General features: G+C 38.7%; 6 protein-coding genes and 1 tRNA gene. All 7 read left to right on the top strand.

Annotated elements, in window-relative coordinates; genetic code table 11:
* The first annotated feature begins 24 nt into the window (after positions 1-24).
* A tRNA-Ile gene (locus tag IPM14_14635) sits at positions 25-98 on the top strand.
* An 838-nt stretch (positions 99-936) separates the two neighbouring features.
* Complete coding sequence (locus IPM14_14640) at positions 937-1335, top strand: hypothetical protein (GenBank protein MBK9099321.1); 399 nt, start codon at positions 937-939, stop codon at positions 1333-1335.
* Between the two features lie 127 nt (positions 1336-1462).
* A complete protein-coding gene (locus tag IPM14_14645; protein ID MBK9099322.1) occupies positions 1463-7483 on the top strand; it encodes a choice-of-anchor D domain-containing protein in 6021 nt (2006 codons plus the stop codon).
* Between the two features lie 117 nt (positions 7484-7600).
* Positions 7601-10009 carry a choice-of-anchor D domain-containing protein gene (locus IPM14_14650; GenBank protein ID MBK9099323.1) on the top strand — a complete coding sequence of 803 codons (2409 nt, stop codon included), beginning with the start codon at positions 7601-7603 and terminating at the stop codon, positions 10007-10009.
* Positions 10010-10196: 187 nt separating this feature from the next.
* Complete coding sequence (locus tag IPM14_14655; protein MBK9099324.1) at positions 10197-11303, top strand: T9SS type A sorting domain-containing protein; 1107 nt, start codon at positions 10197-10199, stop codon at positions 11301-11303.
* A gap of 366 nt (positions 11304-11669) precedes the next feature.
* On the top strand, positions 11670-15392 hold the full coding sequence (locus IPM14_14660; GenBank protein ID MBK9099325.1) for a T9SS type A sorting domain-containing protein: 3723 nt from the start codon (positions 11670-11672) through the stop codon (positions 15390-15392).
* A gap of 53 nt (positions 15393-15445) precedes the next feature.
* Positions 15446-20473: a T9SS type A sorting domain-containing protein gene (locus tag IPM14_14665; protein ID MBK9099326.1), complete on the top strand. Its 5028-nt coding sequence runs from the start codon at positions 15446-15448 to the stop codon at positions 20471-20473.
* The last annotated feature ends 10 nt before the right edge of the window (positions 20474-20483 follow it).

Below are 20483 nucleotides of genomic sequence, written 5' to 3' on the forward strand. Positions count from 1 at the left end.
TGTTAAATTTGCTGCCACAAATTCGGGCCCATAGCTCAGTTGGTTAGAGCATCTGACTCATAATCAGAGGGTCGGTGGTTCAAGCCCATCTGGGCCCACAAGAAACCCTGCGGATCTTTCTGCAGGGTTTTTTCTTTTAGCTTATCCTGACTTTACAATTCTATTATTTAAAACTTTTTCTGGAGATTGAGAACTGAGCAACTTTTCGTGAAAATTTTTTAAGCCATCAAATTATTTATGAAAAATTTATTTCAATCACGGATCAGAATAGTTGTGTAATTATGTTCAAATCGTAGGCCAGTTGAAAGTCAAACTTGTCGTTGAGAAATTTTGTAAGTAAAAACAAACACTTAGAGCAATGTATCTAAAGCTAATCATCAGAGAAGAAATTGTTTGGCATTTTTTGTGATCACGGCGAAATTTTTTTTTATAAAAAAAGTCATAAAAAATTAATATCCAAATTTTTGACTCTTTAAAATTTTTTTATTAAGGTTGCATTAACTTTTGAAGCAAAAATTTAGGGCTATACCAACTTTCGAGGCTGTGCGGGTTTTAAAATAATTCTAATTAACTCATTATTATTTTATTGTTCTTCTCTCTTAGCGGAATAGGGATGCTGAAACTGAAATTAGTTATTCACTTAGCTTTTAAAAAGAGCTACTGGCTATGCACCACAAAAAAATAAAATTTTTTACAAAGAAAATTTTTATCGGGGAATTTCCTGAATTGGAAAATTCTAACCATACCAGTTTATTTTACTCAAACCTAACTAACTACCAATTACTCATTGATAATGCAGGAGGGCTTCATGGAGAATAATTTTCCACTCATCTTTCTGTTATAATTGCTTTACAGGCGTGTGCTCGGGGTGCTTAACTGTAAAGCTAATTTGTGATCTTAAATAACTAATTTTTTTAATCTCATTTTGGAGGGATTATGTTTTTAAAAATTTTCAAATTTATTCCCATTGTCTTCCTCCTGCTAGTTTTTGTATTTGGGCAAAATATTTTTGCACAAACAATTACAGCTTCATGGAGCTTTGAGGGGGTAACAACAACCAACACCGGTACTACGCCTATTATATCAGTAGGGAGTCCGTTAGCTGATGCTGGTGCTTTAACTGCAGGCTCTGCTTTTACTGCTCTGCACGCAAATGCATTAACAGTTTGGTCTAATCCGGCAGGCAACGGATCTGTCAAATCGGTTTCCTCAAACTATTGGACTGTTGGGGATTACTATCAATTTTCATTCAGCACAACAGGTTATAGTAACATTGCTATTACGTGGGATCAGATGGGAAGTAGTACTGGACCGAGAGATTTCAAAGTAAAGTAAAATCAGATGGTAAAATTTTACTGATGCTGCAGGTGGTGCTTACTCACTTCCCAATTTAACTTCTTGGTCAACTACCACTACAGCGCTCTGGTCAAGGAGATCTCTTGTCCTTAGCGGTGTGACAGGCTTGAATAATCAATCTACTGTTTATATCAGGCTGGTACAAACAACCACCACAAGCATCAATGGCGGTACTGTTGCTACTGCTGGAACTGGTAGAGTTGACAATTTTACTGTGACATCCGGCATCGTTGGTTTACCATTTAGCCAGGATTTTAATGCTGGTGTTAATTCACTAGCTTACTGGGGTGGCAACATGAATGTTACTACAAATCACGGAACTTTAGGTTCGAATGGACTAAACAGAAATTTATATTCAGGTGTTACAACTGCTTTTGCATTATCGCCTCAGATAGGAATCGGGCCGTTAACAGCTACATCGCAGCTTGAGTTTGATTACAGAATTGTGGACTATACTGGATATCCTAGCACGGCAACAATCATCGGGGCTAGTGATATATATAATATACAGGTCTCCACAGATGGAGGTCTGACATTCACTACTGTTTATACTATTAATTCCGCTAATCACGTTGTAACTACAAATTTTGCAAAGGTTATCATTCCGCTCGGTGCCTATGCTGGTAGTAATGCTGTTGTTAAATGGAACCTACAATGGGGTGCTGGCGATTATTATTTTGATATTGATAACGTCTTTCTGCGAGAACCACCTGCAGGTCCACCAGCTCCCGCTGTTTTAGTTTCACCACTTAATGGTGCAACAAATATATTACTTACTGCTACATTAAACTGGGCAAGTGGCGGTGGCACTCCGGAAACTGGTTACTATATTAATTTTGGTACTGATAATCCACCAACTAACATACTAAATAACTATGATAATGGTCTGAATACCTCATATACACCTGGTTCACCGTTAGCATATAACACAACATACTATTGGGAAATAATTCCTTATAATGGTAGTGGCAATGCAACAGGAACAGTTGTCTGGTCATTTACAACATTGGTTGATCCGACAGTATATTCATATCCATTTGTTGAAGGATTTGAAGCAGGAAATACAGATCAGACAGCTATAGTAGGTTGGACGCAGGAGGCCGTTACAGGTACGAGTATCTGGACTGCTAATAGCTCGCTAACAACTTATAATAGAACACCACGTACAGGTACATGGAATGCTTATTTACGCTACGGAAATGAACGCTGGATGTTTAAGCCATTTCAATTAACAGGTGGTACCAGCTACACTTTTGAAATGTATGCTCGACAAGATGGTGCAACATCCACTAATTCAAATATGACAGTAAGTTATGGTGATGCACCTAACGCTGCTGCAATGACTAATCCTATTGTAGCAACGACTGGGATTATTAATGGTGATTATCAAAGATTATTTGGCACATTTACACCAAGTACTACTGGTGTTTATTATATTGGAATCAAGGGATATATGAACTCTACACCGTGGTATATTTCGCTTGATGATATATCTGTGTTTCTGACACCTGCAGTTCCAGTTTTTTCAATTGATCCAACTTCAAAAGCATTTGGCGAAGTTCAAATAAATACATCGTCAGCTAACCAGACATTTACAATTTCTAATACTGGTGTTGGAACATTAACAATTACTGCTGGAAACATTTCGATAGTTGGTACCGATGCAAGCCAATTTGTACTAACAGATGGAAACACCTATCCGATAGAATTAGGTACAGGTGAAACAGCAACAGTAGATGTTAATTTCTCACCTACAACTGTTGGTGCAAAAACAGCAAGCTTACAAATTGTTGACAACACCGCATTGGATGCTACGCATACAGTTCCTCTCACAGGTACAGGTGTTGATGCAACAATAACAACTCTACCATACACCCAGAATTTTGATGGTGTAACTGCACCAGCATTACCGTTAGGTTGGACTGTAGAGAATACTAATGCTGATGCTGTTCTGTGGGTAAATTCTACATCTGCACCACGTTCTACACCCAATAGTATGAGAATATCATACAACGCTTCACTCGCAATGGACGATTGGTTCTTTAGTCCGCCTATCCAACTTACCGGTGGTGTAACTTATAGAGTAAACTTCTGGTATAGAGCAAGCGGATTTACTGAAAGTATGGAAGTGATGTGGGGTAGTGCACCAACTTCTGCAGGGATGACCGAAGGTCCAATTTTTGACAATCCTGCATTTAGCTTTAGTACCTATACTGAAGGTAGTGGAATGTTTACACCAACTACAACAGGAACATATTTCATTGGATGGCATGGTTACAGTGCTGCTGATCAATATTATATCTGTGTAGACGATGTAACGGTTGATGAAGCAACATACGGTAACTTAAATGGATTAGTTACAAATGCATTCACAACAAATCCTCTGGTTGGGGCAACTGTTACTGCTGGTCCTTATAGCACAACTACTAATGCTTCAGGAAATTATGAGTTCTTAAATATATTAACAGGAACGTATAATGTAACTGCAAGTAAATATGGTTATGCAAGCACAACCGTTACAGGCGTTATTGTAACAGATGGTGCTACAACTACACAAAATATTGCACTAGATGAGTTACTCTTCCCAGCAACTAATTTGGAAGCTGCCGTTACAGGTGATGATGTTCAGTTAACCTGGAATGCACCTCCAAATGTTGTGTTACAATGGGATGATGGTGTTAATTACGCCTCAATCGGCGTAAACGGCCCACTCGTATTTGATGTGGCTCATAGATGGCCAGTTGCTGATCTCACTGATTTAGGTGTTGATGGAAAGTATCTTAAGGTAGTTTATTTCTTCCCAGCTCAAGTAGCTGCCACTTATACAATAAAAGTATGGCAAGGAGCAAATGCTGGTTCATTAACTGAAGTATACTCACAGGCGGTTACCTCACCTACAATAAATGCTTGGAATGAAGTAAATCTTACAACACCAGTGGAGATTGATGGTACACAAGAATTGTGGATTGGTTATAATATAAATACAACTACTGGTTATCCAGCAGGCTGCGATGCAACTCTTGAGTATCCTGGTAAAGGAAATATGATATACTCAACAGATTTTGGTGGTGCTTGGGTTGAACTAACAGCTCTGAATCCAGCTTTAACATATGACTGGAATATTGCCGGCTACGTATATAATACCCTCACAGATGGTGAGGAAAGTGTTATAGCATTAGCAAAAAATAGCGAGGAAAAATCTCCTATTGTTAATAAAGAAAAACCAGATTTAAGCAATGGAATATTGTTACAAACTGGAAGCACAAATAACAACCGTTCGGATGTGGAGAGCAAACTCGTACATAATCGCAGTGGAGCAATTGATGCTACACTACTCGGTTATGATGTCTACAAAGATGATATATTAGTTGCAGATAACACGACCAATTTATTCTATAACGATAATAATCTGCCTTTGGGAGTTTACAGCTACGAAGTGGTTGCAGTTTACTCAGAGGGTGAAGCCGCTCCTGCAGGTCCTGTTGTAGTTCAGATTGTACCTACACCAGGTACAATTCCGTTTACTGAGGACTTTGAAGGTAGCTGGCCAGGATTATGGACTGTTGTAAATGGTGCACAGACTAATCAATGGTTTGTAGGAACTGCTGCTCTTCCTTATGCAGGCACCAAATCAGCTTACATCTCTAATGATGGCGGTACGACATACGCTTATACTAACACCGCTTCCAGCGTTGTCCATCTGTACAGAGATATTACATTTTCAGGTGGTTCAGGCGGTTATGAATTAAAATTCTGGTATAAAGGTATTGCAGAACCCGGTTGGGATTTCTTAAAGGTATATGTAGTTGATACTGATGTAATCCCGGTTGAAGCAGTACAATTACCTGCACTTAATCAGGTTGGAACCGAATACAATAATCAACTTGATTATGTTGAAGCAACAATTCTATTACCATCTTCACTAACTGGGTCCACAAAACGATTAGTATTCAGCTGGAGAAATGACGGAGTTGATGGAGAACAGCCACCAATTTCTTTTGATAATATTTCTCTTGTCGGCTTAGCTCTGATTGATGCAGAAGTAACTTCAATTGAACGACCTAACCTTACTGAAAATCTGGATGCAGTATTTAATCCTTCTGTAACTATTACCAATAATAGTGATGCAGCTCAGGATATACCTGTTTATGCAGAAATCTGGACTTCTGAAGGAACGTTTTTCCGAAACACAATTGAAGATCCAAAACCAGTAGCTGAGAATATCAGCAAGGAGACAAAAAGCCTGAACGGTATTGAAATAACAAATCGTTCAAACTATACACCTCCAACTTTGTCACCAGATGCTACTATCTTGAGTGAGGACTTTGAAGGTGGTGTAGTGCCTCCGACTGGTTGGACACTTGAATCACAAAATACATCGTTTACATGGTATATAGATAATGCAAGTTTCCATTCAGGATTATATGGCATGACAGTCGACTATGATCCTGCTCTTGTTCCACAGGATGAGATATTAGTTTCGCCGGTAATTGATTTGAGTAGCTATACCGGCCAAACGATCAAGCTTAGTTTCTGGTGGTTAACCAGTTACTATTGGATGGTAAATCCATATGATAATGGTGATTTTACCGTAGATATCTCAACTGATGGCGGTGCAACTTGGCCAACCAATTTATTTAATGAAGACGCTGTTGGTACTTTTACAAGCTGGGTTTGGTACGATGCAAATCTCGGAACTCATATTGACTTATCTACTTATGCAGGTCAATCAAATGTTAAACTGAGATTCCGATACCTGGCAGTCGATGCTGCTCAATGCAGTGTTGATGACATATTAATTTACACTGAATACACACCTGTACTTGTTTACAGTGACAATGTTACGGTTACAGGTTTAGGAAGTGGTGCTTCACAAGTTGTAAATTTTGATCCGTGGACAGCAACTCCGGAAGGTAATTATACTTTCAAAGCTTACACAGATCTGATTGGTGACTTAGTTCCAGCTAATGACATACTCAACAGAGAGTTTGTTGTTGTTGGCTCAACGACCTTCCAGCTATCAGTAAACTTACTCAACGGCTGGAATATGGTATCGATACCTGGACTACATCCGGTTGATCAGAATGTAGGTACGTGGTGGGCATATAGAGTAGCAGGCTCACAGGTATTCAAGTATCAAGGTGGATATACACAAGTAACAACAGCCACCCCGGGAGAGGGATACTGGATGAAACAAGATGGAGCGAGACTGTATAACACAGGCGACGAATGGCCATCAGGCGGAATACAGATAGTAGCACACGCACCACTAGCAGGAAATTCAGGCTGGAATATGATAGGCGGATATGAGCTAAGTGTAACAGCAGCCAACGTAACCACAGTTCCAGGTGGACTGCAGAGTGGCCCAATCTTCAAGTATTCAGGCGGATACACCGCAGCTACGACAATAGATCCTGGATTTGGCTACTGGATAAAGTTGACAGGCGCGGGACAGATAATCATACCGGAGACTATGGCAAAGGAAAGCAGGCCAGTAGAATACTTTGCTGAGGACTGGGGAAGAATAATACTGACAGATGCAGCAGGAGTAAGCTACACACTGTATGCAGTAAAGGGAGAAGTAGACCTAAGTCAGTATGAACTACCACCAGCACCACCGGCAGGGATGTATGATTTCAGGTTCACGAGTGGAAGGATAGCAGAAGACATCAACAGTGCAGTGCAGACGATAGAGATGAGCGGAGTAGTATATCCATTGACAGTAAAGGTAGAAGGAATGGATATCAGGTTGATGGATGAAAGCGGAAAGATGTTGAACACAAATCTGAAATCAGGTGAAGATGTAGTGATCAGTGATGCAACGATACAGAAGCTGAAGGTAAGCGGAGAGTTGCTGCCGACAGTATATTCATTAGAGCAGAACTATCCGAATCCATTCAACCCAAGCACAGTGATAGAGTTCTCATTGCCGGAAGATGTGGCAAGTGTAAAACTCAGTATCTACAATGCATTGGGAGAAAAGGTAGCAGAGTTGGTTAACACATCACTGCAGGCTGGCAGATATCAATACCAGTGGAATGCAGGAAGTGTCGCAACCGGAATGTATATCTATGAACTGAGAACGGACAAGTTCGTCTCAGTTAAAAAGATGTTACTCTTGAAGTAATCAGATAAATAATTACAACCCGTCCCGTTCAATCGGGACGGGATTGTATAGACAATAAGTTTGTAGGGCATATGAACTTTAATCAACTTATTCATCAATAAATAAAAAGGGTGCGTTATGCGTAAACTATTTTCAATTCTTTCGCTCGTGCTGCTTTACGTAACAATCGCCTTCGGGCAGGCAGCAATAGAAATTCCGATTACCGTTGAGGACAGCAATGGTAACACACGAACATTAATTTTCGGCCTTGATCCAGCAGCTACTGGTGGTATTGATGTAGCTCTTGGTGAAGTCGAACAACCACCTTTTCCTCCAGGAGGTGCGTATGAAGCCCGTTTTATAAATTTTACGGGTCAATCAACTCTTGGTGAAGGAACCTTAAAGGACATTAGAAATGCACCGTCATTTCCCTTTACAGGAACTTATTCACATAGAGTTAGATTCCAACCTGAAGATCAAGCTGCTGGCACAATCACTGTTAGCTGGAATCTGCCTCCCGAAATTATAGCAGGTAGTACAATAACACTCCTTGGTGGATCACCTGTTCCATTTGTTGGGACTGGTTCACTGGTAGCACCAGCTCCAGTTGAAGACAATGATAGAGTTACTATTGTTCTTCAGTATAGCAATATTATGCCTGTTGTTCCTATGCCAGAATTCGCGATAACACCAGCAAGCTTAAATTTTGGCCCGGTTGGTGTTGGTTTAACAAGTCCACCACAACAGGTAACGGTAAGTAATACAGGAGATGTTGACTTAGTAATAGCAGGTATTACATCAACAAATGCAGCGTTTGTAATTACACCTACTACCGCTACAATACCCCCTGCTGGAAATCAAATATTTAATGTTACATTTACACCTCCGGCATTAGGTCCATTTACTGCAGATTTACAATTTGATCATAATGCAATTAATGTGGCCGATCCGTTCCTCTTTCCGGTACAAGGAGTTGGAGCAGATGCTGGTCCAACGTTTGCAGTTACTCCGACTTCATTGACTTTTCCAACGCTTATTGTAGGGAATAGTCAGACAAGAATATTAACAGTTCCACACAATGGATTGTTTAATACTCTCGAAATAACTTCAGCAAGCGTTACCGATCCAGTAAATTATTCTATCACACCAACTACTGCTACAATATTGCCAGGTGCAAATCAAGTATTTACAGTAGAATTTGCTCCTACAGTAGCTGGTCCACTTCTTACAGATGTTGTATTTGCAACTAACGCAACACCGGCAAACTACACAGTACCTGTAACAGGAGCCGGCTTTATTCCTGCAGCTTTAAGTGGGTTGGTATTTGAGAAAGATACCTCATACGTTCTGGAAGCAGCTTTCTATCAAGAAAAAATGCAATTGCGAGGTACAGTTCCCGGTGTAAAAATTCAAGCTCTGCAATTCAGATTGTTAACAAATATGGCAATTGATGATGAGACCATATTGACATTCCAGAATATTCAAAAGGGTACTGAGGTAGCAACTTCGGATTGGGTATTAGATTATAATTTGGTAAGAGGCGATATTACTGCTAATGGAGCATCAGAAGATACAATTTATGTTCTGCTTTATAATTTACAACAGGATAATGGATTACCTACAGGCGTAGATTACTTAGATCTGCTGAGAGTAAATTATAGAGTTGCTGATTTACCCGCACTGGTAGACTATTCAAAATCATCACCTGGATTTACGACAAGTGAATTCGAGAGAGCAAACATTGCACCTTGGGTTCCCGGAAATGAACTTCCCGATCCGGATGAGTTTGTAAACGTTCAGGATCTTGCATTAATTCAAAACATTATTCTTACCGGCTTCTTCCCGAATGATGATCCTGTTGGTCCTTGCGGCTATGCAACTTTACCTAAGATCGAAGGTAACGCTGATGCTACAGTTAACGTATATATTACTCCGGACGGAATTAGCGTATATCTGGATTCACAGGTAGGAATACGAGGTGCACAGATGGAATTCGGTAGTGTAGTTGACAACGTAGGTAATCTTGTAATTAATACTGATCTTGGTCAGGGATATTACTTGCAGGTTGAAGATATGTTAAGAACTTTGATGTATGATCGCCTTGCACAGAGATACATTGAACCAGGTATGCACTTTATGGCAGATATGCCGTTCACTATATCAAATTATAATGATATTACTCTTGACAGGCTGGTACTTGTAGATATAAACGTTCAGAGAGTAATGAACATCGAGGTCAACATAATTCATCAGGCTCCGCCATTACCGCTGGATTATATCTTATTCCAGAATTATCCTAATCCATTCAACCCAAGCACATCGGTTAAGTTCCAGGTTCCAAAGACCAGCGACGTAACCATTAAGATATATGATATGCTTGGTCAGGAAGTAAGAACATTGTTCTCAGGTGAAGTTCTGAGAGGAACCTATACAACTGAATGGGATGGATTAAGTAACGCAGGTGTACGGATGAGCTCAGGAACATATATTTACAGAATGACTGCAGGTGAATTTGTTCAGTCGAAAAAGATGGTTTATGTAAAGTAAGATCTGTTTGAAATGAGCCCCGCTTAGGCGGGGCTCAATATTTTTTCAATTAGAATTTTTATAACCTGATTTCTAGTGTATATTTAATTACCTAAAAAATAATTATTAGAAATGAGGTAATAATAATTTTAGGCTAAAAGATTTTGATTAACTAACAATATTTTTTCACTAAATAGAGAGGCATGTTATGCATAAACTCTTTTCAATTTTTTCCATTCTATTAATTTATGTTACTGTTGCATTTGGACAAGCAGCAGTAGAAATCCCTTTTACTGTATCAGATAGTCACGGTAATACAAGAACATTAATTTTTGGTCTTGATCAGACAGCAACTGGCGGTATCGATGTAGCTCTCGGTGAGATAGAACAGCCTCCATTTCCTCCAGGGGGTGCATTCGAAGCAAGATTTATAAATTTCACCGGTCAATCGACTCTGGGTGAAGGTACACTTAAGGATATCAGAAATGCACCATCATTTCCTTTTAATGGTACATATTCTCATAGAGTGAAATTTCAACCAGGCGACCCGAACTGGACATCACAAACAATTACAATTAGCTGGAATTTACCTCCGCAAATCGTAGCAGGAAGTGTGATCTCCAATATAAATTTTGGAGGTTCAGAAACAGCACCATTTGTTGGAACCGGCTCATTGACAATTCCATTTCCGGTTGATTACGATAGGGTAAATATAATTGTTGTTTACAGCGATATAACACCAGTTGAGTTAACTTCTTTTACAGCAAATTTATCTGGTCAGGGTGTTATATTAAACTGGAGAACTGCAACAGAATTAAACAACCAGGGCTTTGAAATAGAAAGATCAACAGTTGAACAGAGCTGGCAGAAAATAGGATTTGTTCCCGGATTTGGAACTACCACGGAACCAAAATCTTATTCGTTTCTTGATGAAAAAGTAGAAACGGGAATCTATTCTTATCGACTGAAGCAAATTGATTTTGACGGCACTTTTCATTATTCGGATGCTGTAGAAATTGAAGTTGATTTAACCCCGGATAATTTTATATTGTTCCAGAATTATCCAAATCCATTTAATCCGGCTACCACAATTCAATTCCAGGTACCCAAAGTAAGCGATGTAAACATTGTAGTTTACGATATGCTGGGTCAGGAAGTTAAAAGTTTATTCGTTGGTCAGGTTCAAGCTGGTAAATATACTGTTGAATGGGATGGTTTGAATAATTCAGGTGCAAAGATGAGTTCTGGCACCTATATTTATAGAATGACAGCAGAAGAGTTCATTGATGTAAAGGAAATGATTCTTCTGAAATAATAGTTAAAAATTTGAGCCCTGCGTTTAAAAGCAGGGCTCTTTTATTTTAAATATTTTGTTGTCCAAGTATGAGTTAATTTGTTATTCAATACTTTAAGATTGAATATTTGATAATTAACCGTTAGTGAATTATATCTGATTTTAGGATTCAATTACTTTCAGGTTATTATTACGAAAGAAATAAAAATAAATTTTAATTTAATTTATTTTGAACTAATAACTTCACGTGCTGTGCTTAAAATAAATCTTTTTAACAAATGCTTTCAATTATTCAAAATTCTTGTGTTAGTTACTGCGTAAAATTTCAATTCTTTATTAGTTTACTAATTCAATTCTATCCGGAACCCATATTTTTTAAGGAATACAATGAAGAAAGATAACTACTTTTTTTCATTTATAATATTTATTGTAATTGTATGTAATATCTCTATTCCAGCCCAGTTGGAGAGTCCTATTCCTCAAGTATTTAACGCTATCTATCACGATACTTCTCCACCGCTCAGCGATATACCAGAACTTCCTATTACACAATCGAAGTGGCGCGATGGAATAATACCGCTAAATAAAATTGGGCTTCAATTTGAAGATCGTTACGGTAACGACCCTGATTTACAAACGTTAATGGGGGTTGATGGTATAAGTGAAATCATTACCAGCTGGAATGGTATTTCAGCAGATGGATATGCACCGCCGGATCCGAGCGGTGATGTAGGACTTAATCATTATATGCTAGCAACGAATGTACGGTTTCAAATCTGGAACAAAACAGGAACTTCTCTTCTAGGGCCACTAAATCTCGGAACAATATGGTCAGGATTTCCTGGTCCCTGGGCTAGTAGTTTAAATGATGGAGATCCTATAGTATTATATGATGAAACTGCTGATAGATGGTTCATTGCTCAATTTTCCTTACCGAATTATCCAAGTAGTCCGTCCTATATTCTCATTGCGATATCACAAACAGGAAATCCAACAGGTGCATGGCATCGTTATGGGTTCTCATTTAGTACTGGAATTCCGGATTATCCTAAATTTGGAATTTGGCCTGATGGATATTATATGTCTGCTAATTCTTTTAATCCAGGTTACGTAGGAACAATTGTGGCAGCATTTCAAAGATCGCAAATGTTAAATGGATTATCTGCACAAATGGTCACATTCTCAAATTCCTCTTCATCAACCTGGTCATTGCTTCCTTCTGATTGGAATGGGACTACAACTCCACCAGCTAGTGCACCTAATTACTTCGGGCAGATACACGATAATTCCCGATATGGTGGTTCAGATGGTTTTGATATTTATTCATTTAGTGTTAATTGGACGACACCTAGTAACTCGACTTTTACTGGTCCAACTTTTTTAGCTACAAATGCATTCAGCACAGTTAATGGTATTCCACAACTAGGTACAAGTCAATTACTTGATGACTTATCTGTGATGACTATGAATCGACTAGATTATAGAAATTTTGGTACACATCAATCTATGGTAGTATGCCATACAGTTAATGCTGGAAGCGGTCGTGCGGGGGTAAGATGGTATGAGTTCAGAAGAACAAGCGGAAATTGGAGTATATATCAGCAGGGAACTTATGCACCTTCCGATGGATTGCACAGATGGATGGGAAGTATAGCAATAAACAGCGCTGGCGACATTGCACTCGGCTACTCAGTATCAGGTTCTTCCATCTATCCCGGTATTCGCTACACAGGCAGATTGTCAGGAGACGCACTTGGTCAAATGACTTTTACTGAAGGGACAATTCAAGATGGATTGGGTGCTCAAACTGGTGGTTTAGACAGATGGGGCGATTATACCCAAATGGTTGTTGATCCGAATGGGGAGACATTTTGGTATGTAAATCAATACCAGCCATCCACTGGAAGTTTCAATTGGAGAACACGGATTGCTTCTCTCGGATTAGGGATCTTAAATCCGACTAGTGTTTCAGCCAATGCAATTAACTCCTCTCAGATAAACATTAGTTTTAATCCAAACTCTAGTAACAATAATGTAGTTGTTGTTTGGAATTTAACGGGTACTTTTACGACACCATCAGGAACTCCACCAGTAGTCGGGCAATCTTTTGCTGGAGGTACTTTATTATACAATGGTACGATCTCACCTGTTCAGCATACAGGCTTAATTCCTGAGACAAATTATTATTATAAACTTTTTTCATACAATGGAAGTACCTATTCTTCCGGAGTTCCTATAAATGCAACAACACTAAGTATTTCCAATCCAACAAATGTTACAGCAACTGCAATAAGTTCATCGCAAATAGATATTGGATTTACTCCGAATATTTTCAATAATAATGTTGTACTTGTTTGGAATTTATCTGGCACATTTACAACTCCTTCTGGAACACCACCTGCAGTGGGGCAGCCATTCGCAGGAGGCACATTATTATATAATGGAATTGTATCGCCGTTTAATCACATAGGTTTAAATCCGTTTACAACATATTATTACAAAGCATTTTCTTACGACGGTGCTAACTACTCTTCGGGTATCACAGTTAATACAACAACTCTGGTTCTAACAGACTTCTTAGTTGATCTTATAGTAAGTGATGAGTGCAATAATTCAATGATAATAAAATTTGGTACAGCTCCGGGAGCTACAGATTGTTTCGACCCGGGATTAGATATTGAAGCCCCACCTCCACCACCCGTAGATGCATTTGATGCAAGATTCACAAGTTGTGGCATTCCATTTTTAACGGACGTCCGAGGTACTAATCTTTCAGGTGAAAGATTCTGGAGCCTACGTTATCAACCGGCTACAGGCTGTGAACCAGCAAATTTAAGTTGGAATGCTTCACAATTACCGTCGACAGGATATTTTCATCTCGTCGACCCGGGATCCAACAACATTGTTAATGTAAATATGAGAACTACCAATCAGTTTAATGATTTATCAGGTTTTGGAATTCTTAGAATAAAATTCAATTATCAAATTACTTCAAACTATAATATATCATCAGGCTGGAATATGATAAGTCTTCCGGTTGATGTTTCAAATAATAACTATCTTGCATTATTTCCATCCGCAATAGCGGGAACTTTATTCGGCTATTCAAATGGATATTTCTCGACTGAAACCGTTAATACTTGTACTGGGTATTGGTTGAAATTTGCATCCTCACAAGTTGTTCCGGTCAGTGGAGCAGATAGGATTGATTGTGTCATTTCATTAAATACTGGCTGGAATATCATTGGAGGACCATATTGTAATGTACCATTAAGCAGTGTTCAAGATCCAGGTGGTATAATAGTTACAGGCACCTTGTTTGAATATTCAGGCGGTTATATCAGTGCAAATTCCATTGATGGAACAAAAGCTTACTGGATTAAAGCAAGTAGTTCGGGAACGATAACAATAAGCTGCAATAATGTGGTGATGAAAGAGAATAATGAATTAGAAAAGATTTCAGAAGCAACAGAAGAATTTAGTCAGATAGAGATAACTGACAGAGCAAACAACAGCCAGACGTTATACCTCAACGGAAAGCTGGAAGGAAGTATCAATAAGGAAAGCTACAGTATGCCTCCTGTACCACCGGTTGGAGCGTTTGATGTAAGACTTGAAGACGATTACAAGTTGACGGAGAATGATGAAGCAACAATAAAGATTCAGGCGAGTGAATATCCTGTGAGGATAAAGATTACAAACCTGAAGAATGGGGTAGAATATAGATTAGTAGAAATATCGAGTGGAGAGGAAGCAGGAAGTCACAAAGTAGTAAATGGTGAAGAGATAATAATAAATAATGAATCAGTAAATAAGCTGAGGATAGAGAAAGCAGGAGAGATACCTGAAGCATATAGTTTAGAACAGAACTATCCGAATCCATTCAACCCGATGACAACGATAAAGTTTGATCTGCCTGAAGCATCAGAAGTAACGCTGACGATTTACAACACATTAGGACAGAAGGTAGATGAGGTAGTAAACACAACATTGGAAGCAGGAAGATACAGCTACCAGTGGAACGCAACTGACATTGCAAGTGGTATTTATATCTATGAATTAAGAACAAATAAATTTATTTCATCCAAGAAAATGATATTTATGAAATAAAAAATGAAGGAGCAATTAAGTAATCATTTATTAATTTTTTATTGGAGCGTGTAATGAGATATTGGCTCGTTAAACAATTTGCTTTAGTTTTTTTCATAACACTTTTTATGATCCAGGGAAATTCCCTTGCTCAATTAACCGGAATTAAAACAATTCCCGGAGACTATGCAACATTTGCCGCAGCTGTTGCAGATTTAAATACTCAAGGTGTTGGTACCGGCGGAGTTACATTTAATGTATCAGCCGGATTTATAGATACACTTCCTTCATCGACTGCCGGATTGATTACTGCAACCGGAACACAATCTAATCCAATAATATTTCAAAAAAGTGGTGCAGGAACTAATCCAACAATAGTCGCATGGACTGGAATAGGTACACTCGATGGAATAATTGTAATTGCAGGTGGCGACTATATCACTTTTGACGGAATAAATGTATCAGAAGATGCAGCTAATCCGGACAACATTTCGAGAATGGAATGGGGCTATGCATTATTGAAGAAGAATGCAACTGCGCCTGTAGATGGTTGCTATTTTGTAACGATAAAAAACTCAACAATAACTCTCAACAAGGCAAATACCTCTACGTGGGGAATTTATGCTGCTAACCATACACCATCATCATCAACTGGTCTTACTCTTTCGGATACATTAGATGTAATGAGTTATTGTAAGTTTGATAATAATACAATTGATTCATATAATGGAATCAGAATAATTAGTGCAACAACACCTCCCTATTATGGTAATAAGAATGAGATTGGTGTAAATGCTGGTAATTTTATTCTTGCATATGGTAATGGATCGGCAACTGCTTACGGAATGAACATTGAATACCAGAATAATCTTAAGATTGCCCATAATTCCGTTAATGGTGGTGGTGCATCTCAAACGGGCGTACTGTATGGTATAAGAACTGGAAGTGGAACCAATTCAAACGTTGATATTTATTTAAATAGCGTCACCGTAACCCAAAGCGGTACAAGTCTTATCTACGCGATTACAAATTCGATGGGAAGTTCGGGTGAGAATAACAGAGTAAATATTTATAATAACACAATTGAGAATTGTTTGTACGCAGGTTCTTCAATTAATAGTTTCTGGATGATTTATAATTTAGCTAGTGCGGCCACTGTCAATATTTATGGAAACCGTTGTAGAAACAATACAAAGGCTGCTGGTACGGGTCCAATGCATTGTATTTATTTCAATCCAACTACTGATAGCACAGAATATTTAAATATTTATAATAATGAAATTTATAATAATAGTTCAGGTGGTGCGATAAATGGTATCCACATTACGGGTGGCCGAAATAATTATATTTATGGAAATAAAATTTTCGATAACAGAACCATAAGCAGTTCAGGATCTGTTGCTTCAGGTATATTAATTCCTTCAGGACCTTTAAATACATTTATTTATAATAATTTTATTTCTGATATAAAGGCTTCTAATTCTTCTGATGTAAATGCTGTCAGAGGCATCAATATTACTAGCACCACTGCAGGGTCCAATATCGGTTTATACCATAACACTATATTCCTGAATGCCTCAGGTGGAACCAATTTTGGTTCGTCTGGTATCTATCACACAAACAGTACTACATCGACAACTGCAGCATTGGATATGCGTAACAATATCGTTGTAAATCTTTCAACCGCAAGCGGCACTGGTAAAACTGCTGCATTCAGAAGAAGTGCGGCTAATGTAAATCTGAACAATTATTCAAATCTTTCAAATAATAATTGTTTCTATGCAGGTACACCAAGCGCCAGCAATGTAATATTTTATGATGGAACAAATTTCGATCAAACACTGGATGAATTTAAACTTCGCGTTGCACCCAGGGAGACCAGCTCATTTACTGAAAATGTACCTTTTGAAAATTCAACAACTCCTCCGTATGATCTTCATGTAAAAACAACGGTGGCAACACAAACTGAAAGTGGCGGAACACCGGTCACTAATCCTATAACAGTTAATGCAGACATTGATGGAGAGCTAAGGGATGCAACAACTCCGGATGTTGGGGCAGATGAGTTTATTGGAATTGGTAATGATATCACGGCACCCTCCATCATATATACTGTATTGGATCCTACAACTTCGACATCAAACAGAACATTATCCAATGTCACTATAACTGATCAAAGTGGTATCAACGTAACTCCTGGTACTGCACCGAGAATTTATTTCAGGAGATTGTCTGATAATAATACTTTTGTTGATAATACTTCGGGCACAAATGGTTGGAAGTATGTGGAAACAAGCAATACAAGTTCTCCGTTTGAATTTCTAATAAACTATGCATTGCTTTTCGGAGGAACAGGCGTCCAAATGGGTGACATAATTCAATATTTTGTTATTGCACAGGATAATGCATCCCCGGTAAATGTTGGTATCAACAAAGGTGATTTTAATACTCCACCGACATCGGTGAATTTAACTCCAGCAGCATTTCCGATTACCGGAGATATTAATTCATATTACATTATTGCATTACTGAATGGTACTGTAACAGTAGGCACCGGAGGAGACTATCCTTCATTAACTGGTCAATATGGATTATTTAATACTTTTAATGATAACATTGTAACCGGAAATGTGGTTGCAGAAATTATAAGCGATCTAAGTGAAACAGGCGAATACAGTCTTAATCAGTGGGTTGAGCAGGGAGCTGGAAACTATACTTTAATTATTCAACCCAACTCGACTGTAAACAGAACTATCTCAGGAACCTATAAAGGTGGTTTGTTCCGTCTTACCGGTGCAGATCGTGTTTCCATCGACGGACGATTTAATGGTTCCGGAAACTATCTTACCTTTGTTAATAACAAAGACACAAACAACACAGCAACATTCCAATTGATAAGTCTGGGTGCTGGATTAGGATGTTCGGATATTACGATAAGAAACTGCAACATTAAAGCCGGGATAAATAATGTTGCAAACGTCTTCGCAATTTTTGGTGGAAGCTCGACTGGATCTTTAAGTACAGGAAATGCTGGCGGTGCAGACTTTGATAATATTTCAATTATTGAAAACAAGATTTATAATACTCGTAACGGTTTATGGATAAGAGGAACGTCTTCAGATCAAATGATTAATTTATTGGTAGCAGGAAATATTTTTGGAGCAGATCTTGTAAGTGAATCGATAACTGAATATGGAATGTATATTGGTTATGCAGATGCACCACAAGTTTTAAGCAATGAAGTATATAACATGTATTTTGATGTCAGCAAATGGGCGATATATTTTACCCAAAACGTTAACAATGCATTTGTAAGTAAAAACAAAATACATTCAATCAAGCAGCCGGGAACGACGGGATATAATTCCTTGGGAATCTACTTTGCATCTGCTACGAATTGCTACGATAACCAGATTGTTAATAATATGATTTATGATCTGAGTACTTACGGAAATACAAATATGTACCTCGTTGGAATACGAATTGCAGGTGGTTCCGGATATAAAGTGTACTACAATTCAGTTAGTATTTCAGATTCAATTGGAAATCCTGCTGGCGGGTTGGTTTCATCATGTCTTTATTTATCTGTTGCTGCAACAAACATAGATATCAGAAATAATATTTTCTCTAATACAAGGTTAGGTGGGACTTCACCGAAGAACTATGCAGTATTTTCTCCAAACACGACAACATTTCAGTTCATTGATTATAATGACTACTGGACTACTGGTGGTGTAATTGGATATTTTGGTGCTGATGTTGCAACATTGACTGATTGGAGAACCATAACTGGTCAGGATGTTAATAGTATTTCTGAAGATCCACATTACCTAAGCGAAACTGATCTGCATATTAATCCTTCATTCAGCACTGTTTGTGATATTGGTGTTCCAATCGCCGCAATAACAACTGATATTGACGGAGATTTAAGAAGTGAAACCACACCTGATATCGGTGCAGACGAATACGACTGTGGGACTAATACTTTTCAATTATCCGTTGACTTACTCAACGGCTGGAATATGGTATCGATACCTGGACTACATCCGGTAGATCAGAATGTAGGTACGTGGTGGGCATATAGAGTAGCAGGCTCACAGGTATTCAAGTATCAAGGTGGATATACACAAGTAACCACAGCCACCCCGGGAGAGGGATACTGGATGAAACAAGATGGAGCCAGAGTATATAACACAGGAGACGAATGGCCATCAGGCGGAATACAGATAGTACCACACGCACCACTAGCAGGAGCCTCAGGCTGGAATATGATAGGTGGATATGAGCTAAGTGTAACAGCAGCCAACGTAACCACAGTTCCAGGTGGACTGCAGAGTGGTCCAATCTTCAAGTATTCAGGCGGATACACCGCAGCTACGACAATAGATCCTGGATTTGGCTACTGGATAAAGTTGACAGGCGCGGGACAGATAATCATACCGGAGACGATGGCAAAGAAAAGCAGACCAGTAGAATACTTTGCAGAGGATTGGGGAAGAATAATACTGACAGATGCAGCAGGAGTAAGCTACACACTGTATGCAGTAAAGGGAGAAGTAGACCTAAGTCAGTATGAACTACCACCAGCACCACCGGCAGGGATGTATGATTTCAGGTTCACGAGTGGAAGGATAGCAGAAGACATCAACAGTGCAGTGCAGACGATAGAGATGAGCGGAGTAGTATATCCATTGACAGTAAAGGTAGAAGGAATGGATATCAGGTTGATGGATGAAAGCGGAAAGATGTTGAACACAAATCTGAAATCAGGTGAAGATGTAGTGATCAGTGATGCAACGATACAGAAGTTGAAGGTAAGCGGAGAGTTGCTGCCGACAGTATATGCATTGGAGCAGAACTATCCGAATCCATTCAACCCAAGCACAGTGATAGAGTTCTCATTGCCGGAAGATGTGGCAAATGTGAAGTTATCGATCTATAATGCATTGGGAGAAAAGGTAGCAGAACTGGTTAACACATCACTGCAGGCTGGCAGATATCAATACCAGTGGAATGCAAGAGATGTAGCAACCGGAATGTATATCTATGAATTGAGAACAGATAAGTTTAATTCAGTTAAGAAAATGATGTTTTTGAAATAAATCAATACTT

It is taken from the genome of bacterium (assembly GCA_016716565.1).
GTDB lineage: Bacteria > Bacteroidota > Ignavibacteria > Ignavibacteriales > Ignavibacteriaceae > IGN2.

What these genes read in the sequence shown, in the direction of transcription:
- IPM14_14655 (MBK9099324.1), top strand. Translation starts at nt 10,197, where the DNA reads ATGCATAAACTCTTTTCAATTTTTTCCATTCTATTAATTTATGTTACT.
- IPM14_14660 (MBK9099325.1), top strand. Translation starts at nt 11,670, where the DNA reads ATGAAGAAAGATAACTACTTTTTTTCATTTATAATATTTATTGTAATT.
- IPM14_14650 (MBK9099323.1), top strand. Translation starts at nt 7,601, where the DNA reads ATGCGTAAACTATTTTCAATTCTTTCGCTCGTGCTGCTTTACGTAACA.
- IPM14_14640 (MBK9099321.1), top strand. Translation starts at nt 937, where the DNA reads ATGTTTTTAAAAATTTTCAAATTTATTCCCATTGTCTTCCTCCTGCTA.
- IPM14_14665 (MBK9099326.1), top strand. Translation starts at nt 15,446, where the DNA reads ATGAGATATTGGCTCGTTAAACAATTTGCTTTAGTTTTTTTCATAACA.